Origin of the sequence: Novacetimonas pomaceti (assembly GCF_003207955.1) — a bacterium.
Classification (GTDB): domain Bacteria; phylum Pseudomonadota; class Alphaproteobacteria; order Acetobacterales; family Acetobacteraceae; genus Novacetimonas; species Novacetimonas pomaceti.
Map to the genome: position 1 here is coordinate 1 of NZ_NOXG01000054.1, position 5,516 is coordinate 5,516.

5 protein-coding genes are annotated in these 5,516 nt (G+C 58.2%); 1 reads left to right on the plus strand and 4 read right to left on the minus strand.

Annotation, left to right across the window (positions count from 1 at the left end; genetic code table 11):
• Window positions 1-1,050, minus strand: a 1,050-nt coding sequence (locus CFR71_RS15070) for a DUF3991 and TOPRIM domain-containing protein (protein WP_110532132.1), incomplete at its 3' end; no start/stop codon positions are given.
• A 580-nt stretch (window positions 1,051-1,630) separates the two neighbouring features.
• Window positions 1,631-2,101 carry a single-stranded DNA-binding protein gene (gene ssb / locus CFR71_RS15075; protein ID WP_110532134.1) on the minus strand — a complete coding sequence of 157 codons (471 nt, stop codon included), beginning with the start codon at window positions 2,099-2,101 and terminating at the stop codon, window positions 1,631-1,633.
• A gap of 364 nt (window positions 2,102-2,465) precedes the next feature.
• On the opposite strand from ssb, the gene CFR71_RS15080 reads away from it, so the two are divergent.
• Entirely contained in the window at window positions 2,466-2,996 is a 531-nt protein-coding gene (locus tag CFR71_RS15080) for a hypothetical protein (RefSeq protein WP_110532140.1), read from the plus strand.
• A gap of 870 nt (window positions 2,997-3,866) precedes the next feature.
• Here the strand turns inward: CFR71_RS15080 and CFR71_RS15090 are convergent.
• A complete protein-coding gene (locus CFR71_RS15090) occupies window positions 3,867-4,847 on the minus strand; it encodes an IS110 family RNA-guided transposase (RefSeq protein WP_165832123.1) in 981 nt (326 codons plus the stop codon).
• A gap of 224 nt (window positions 4,848-5,071) precedes the next feature.
• The coding region (locus tag CFR71_RS15095; RefSeq protein WP_110532138.1) for an IS5 family transposase at window positions 5,072-5,516 on the minus strand (445 nt) is incomplete at its 5' end.

Here is a 5,516-nt window from a genome sequence, read left to right on the forward strand (position 1 = left end):
CTCCGGCTGCGCTTTCGCCCCTGAACCCAGGACTTCGGACAGACGGCACAAGGGCGCAACGGGAACAGAACCTGCCTGCATTCCTTCCCTGCGGGTCCTAAGGACCGCATTCCAGTCCTCTTCCGGCCCTTTGGGAGATATCCGTCCTGACCAGAGACCGACGTCCCGTGCCATCGCAGCGAATTTCCCGGCATAACGATCCCCCTGCAGGTCGTTATCAACGGCAACAACCAGTCGCGCTTCAGGCTGGGCGGCGACCTGCATCATGACCCGTTTCAGGTTCGCTTCGCTCTCTGGGCTCATGCCGCCACCCGTCGAGGTATAGAGCGTTCCTTTCTGGAAGCGATCGAGTGCTGCAAAGGACAATGCATCAATGGCCGCCTCGGTGACGACAAGGCGCGTCACGGGCGCTTCTCCCCCGTCGGCCCGGAAACCGAAGAGACGCTTGCCAACCCCGCCCGTCGAAAACCCCTTGTAATCCGGCCCCCGCATTTCCATGCCGGTGAACTGCCCGTCCGCATCCCGGTGGCCAAACCAGGCGGTTCCGTGCGGGCCTTCCTTCAGCGCGCCCTGCTGTCCGGCAATCGCGACAATATGGTCGGGCAAACCACGGATCTCCGTCAGATAGCGCCATGCAGCCGTCCCCTGCCCGGGTGCGGTGCGACGGTTCCACAGTTCAGCGGGATCGCGCCGCGGTCTGTCAGCGGCTCCCTTCGTACGCTCGACCACTTCGAGCGTCGGGCTCCTGCCGATCAGGGCGCGAAGTTCCTGCCTGACATGACCGAGGTTCTTCGAGGGATCGAGATACTGGACAAGCTTGAAGACATCGCCCTTGCCGTCGCCCTTGGGGTCCCACCAGCCCTTGCCATCGTGATTGACAATAATGGCCTCACTATCACGGCGAAATTTCAGGTTGCGGGCGGAACGCTGCGCGGTGGCCTGCCGATCCAGCCGGAACCCGGCTTTCTCCAGAACAACGGCGCAGTTTACAGCATTGCGAAGCTCATCAAGTTCTCTTTGCTGTGCTTCTGGGGAAGACGCGTAAGCCATGAAAGACACTCCTTCACGAACAGCATGGGTTGTGTTTCAGACCGCTCCGGTATTTACGGTGAGTATTTGAGATGATCGTGCGGAAACACACGACGACCTCTGTATGGTTCGTCGAGATATTGCGTCCTGATATTCCGCGTTGAGGGTTTTTATTCTGCGTGAACTGCAAAAGAATACGGGACGCACGAATGGCCGCAGTCTACGCGCAGCAGCAAACGGCATGTGCCCGCGCCACTGCGCACGCATTACCGGGACCATGGATGAGCGGGCACTCACGACGCCAGATACTCCCTGTGGAGGATCCCGTCTGCGCCCACATCATGCGACCGACGAAAAAATAAGGTTCACGAACCCGCTTAAAGGTTGATGGAGAAACAGGAGAGACACAGTTCATCCCCGATGTGGACGGACGACCGGCGTTCCAATATCGGCCGACAGACTTTCCCGATCGCCCACGCCATCAGGTCGGACAGGCCTCACAAGTATTCATGACGGGAACTGGCGCAGCAGAAACCGCATTTTCTTCTCCCTGAATAGGCACAATGCTCCGGGTCATTGACGACCCGGAACATCGCGCGGCCTAAAACGGGATTTCGTCATCCACTTCCTGCGCGTTGGAAGTTGCGGCAGGAACGGGGCGCTGTGCAGTGCTCCGCGAGGGACGCTCTTCATCAAAACGTCCATCGCCCGTGCTTCGACCATTGGCCAGCACCTTCAGGTTTCCATCAAACCGATCAATGATGATCTCGGTCACATAACGGTCCTGTCCCTGCTGATCGGTCCATTTGCGTGTCTCGAGATGGCCTTCGACATAGACCAATGTTCCCTTCTGGCACCGACGTTCGATCACGGCCGAAAGGTGATCATTGAAAGAGACGACACGGTGCCATTGGGTTTTTTCCCGGCGCTCGCCGCTCGCGCGATCGGTCCAGGTTTCACTTGTCGCCACGCCGAAGGACGCGATTTTGCCCTCCCCATCCCTACGTGCGGCAAGATCCGGATCCCTGCCCAGGTGACCGATGATGATGGCGCGATTGACTGACTGGCTCATGGTCTTGTTCCTTTTTTCCTTCCTGGTCGTCTCCAGCCCCTGCCGGATCTCTGACCTGGTGCGGTCGCGCGGAAGCGGGCCTCAGGCGGCGGGCGCAACCCCTCGGGGCGGCAGTGGTGCGGAAGCCGCGCATGCGGCTTCACGGTGCCGTCCCGACCGCAGGCCTGGGGGTTGCGCCCGACGACGACCGCTTCAGACCGCAGAAACCAGGTCAGAAACCCGGCAGGGGCCGAGGTCATGCTTTTTCCCTCTGTATTTTTATTTCTGCTTTATTTTCTTATTTCGCTCATAATCGTGTCATTTATTCTTGTACAATTATGATGATCATCCTATAATTTCCCTGTCGCTACATTGGGAGTTCATCATGGCCGTGATTACTGCGTCGGAAGGCCGCATCACCCTGAAGGCCGACTTTCATCCCGAACTGGCAATCCAGGCCCGACGTTACAGGGGACGTTTTCTCGGCAAGGAAATCGGCTGGTCCTTCCTCCCCGAACACGAGCAGGCGATCCGCCAGATCTGCCAGGCCCTGTATGGCGTGGATGGCACGCCAGATACGTGGCATGACTGCTGCACCGTGCAGGTCGAAGTCGACGAGCAGGATGTCAGGGCACCGCTGTGGCGCCAGTTCAACGCCGATATTTACCTCGGTGGCCGTCACGTTGTCGGTGTTTTTGGTCCCCGTCAGGCAGTTCGAACCGGCAGGGGCATAAAGTTCCTGCGCGGCCAGCCGCATTGCGCTACCCGGATTGGCGCCTACCACATGGAGGTACCCACCGGCAGCCTTCTGGAAATCCGGAAATATCCGCGTGCCGCACTGGCGTTCCTGGGCAGGTGCCTCGACGGGCATGGCTCCTGGAGCGTGGCACCAAGACCACGGCCTATTAGGTCTTGATGTAGTCTGCTGTAGCGGCGATGAAGATAACGGAAAGAAAGGATGTAAGTATGTTCTTGTATCAGATCGCGACAGCCCACCATTCCTTGAGTTTTACCCGTAGGTTTTCGACCAGATGGCTGTGCCTGAACGCGCATCCGGGGCAACCGACTGGAGGATCGCTTTTCCTTGGCGAGATGACAGGACCAGATCCGCAGTTCTAGAGATCTTCACGGAATTTATGCGAGGCATATCCGTGATTACAGACGACATAGATTGGTGGGGGTGGCAGATCATCCAGCATGGCATAGGCACACGGTAGTTCATGTGCCTGTCCACGTGAATGCGCGGGGGAGCGCTCTATGGCCATCCGCAGCTGGGCACACCTTGGTGCCACAGCCTCTACGTGAGTGACCACGAGCTTCATGGTCCTCCCAGCGTTCTCTCTAGCCCTTCTTTTTGCCGCCCCGGCAGACTTGCAATGGGCACGGATCGTCGTGCTGTCGGGAAAGACAGTGCCCGAGTCCGTGCCCCTGACCTTTTCAAACAGGCACAGACACCCCAAGCTTCGACCATCGAATAAACAATTGTGCGGCAATCCACCACGGAGCAAACTCAAAATGGCAAGGCACGCCGTTTCGCACCGTTCTGCTGATACCAGAAGGTCACCAATATCGTCCATCAAAAGTTCTTCGGCGGGGTCTTGCTTTTCAGAAAAAGTTTATCGATCAGCAACTCCAAAATAGACCGCTTAGTATCAGGAAAGACATGCCACATCATGCTTATAATACACAACTACGCGATCCGTTCTATTATTAACTAAATAATATTTATAGTTACGAAGCGACATATATTTAATTATAATATATTTACTAAGAGTATCCGTTGTGGTCAAGCGGCTTTTGGCGTCCAAAGCCGATCTTTGTGAAGCAGGGCGTTTGCGAGGACGACGAGCTTTCGCATGATTGCGGTAATGGCGATCTTGGCGTGTTTTCCCTTTGCGATAAGGCGGTCGTAAACACGCTTGAGGTCTGGGTTGAACCGCATGGCAACGATGGCCGGCATGTAGAGCGCTTGCCGCACGATGGCACGACCACCCTGGATGAAGCTGCGGCCTCGCCATGTGCCGGACTGGCGCGTGATGGGTGCCAGCCCGGCCAGTGAGGCTGCCTGACCTTCTTCCATCATGCCGAGTTCGGGCATGTCGGCCAGAAGCGCATGAGCCGTGACCGTTCCCAGTCCCGGAATACTGGCCAGCACGTCCCGGCGCCGGGACAGATGCGCATCTTCCGCCACGAGCGCGTCAGTCGCCGCATCGAGGGATGTGACCTGCGCCTCGATCTGCCGCAGGCGATGACGCGCGTGGCGCTGCAGCAAGCCGATCGTGAGGGTCTTGAGACGATTGAGCGTTGCCGTGCGGTCGCGCATCAAACTGCGGCGCGCGGCCACCAGTTCGGCCAGGCGGTTCTGTATATCCGTGCGGACTGGCCGGGCCACCGGATCCAGCAGGGCACCGTAGCGCGCCAGCATCAACGCATCGACGCGATCTGTCTTCGCGAGTTTGCCGGTGGCTTCGGCGAAACGCCGCGCCTGTCGTGGATTAACCTTGACCAGCGGGATACCAACGGCCGCCAGGCGTTCCTCCAGTATGCGGTGATAGGGGCCGGTTGGCTCGAACACCACCCGGGCAACGGCTTTGATGTCGCCGATCCAGCGCAGAAGCGCGGTCTGGCCCTTGCGGGTGTTGGCGACACGGACGGTATCACCGGCAGGGTGACGGGCAGCGTCGAGATGATCCTTGGATACATCGATCCCGATTGTGATCGATGCGGGTGGCAATTCGGCCTTGGAAGCCGCAACTGGATGCGTCATCTTTTCCATGTCCTATGCTTGTCATCCGAGGCCGAACCTCGGGTATCCGTTCAGGGCACAAGGAAAAGAAGGGGTGGTCATACTCTCAAGTCGACCCATTACGGTCTGCCTGTTACCGACCCGTCCCCTTCCTGATTTTTCCGGGGTGGCCACCCCGGAAAAATCAGTCCTTTGTCGCACGCAGCGACACGGAATGCATAAGACAAGCCTGATTCGAAAGTTCTTTAACCCTGACAATGCTTTGCAGTCCGTCGTGTGAGCATTCGGATCGAGGCAATCAATGTCCATGCGGTTGAGGAAGCAATGGACTTTTCCCAATCTTTGGCGAGCCGCCTGCACCGTCCCAGCCAGGCGAATGTCCGTTCAACCACCCAGCGGCGCGGCAGGATCTGAAAGCCCTTCGCCGTATCGGGCCGCCTGATGATTTCGATCGTCCATTTTCCCATGGAGGCGAGCGCGGATCGCAATTTGTCGCCAGCATAGCCGCCATCAGCGAAGATGTGGCGCAGCCAGGGAAAGCGCCTGCGTATTGCCGCCAGAACATCAACCGCCCCATCACGGTCCTGGATGTCGGCGGCATGAACGAGGAGAAAGATCAGGAAGCCGCAGGTATCAGTCACGATATGGCGCTTGCGGCCCTTGACCTTCTTGCCCGCGTCATAGCCCGAA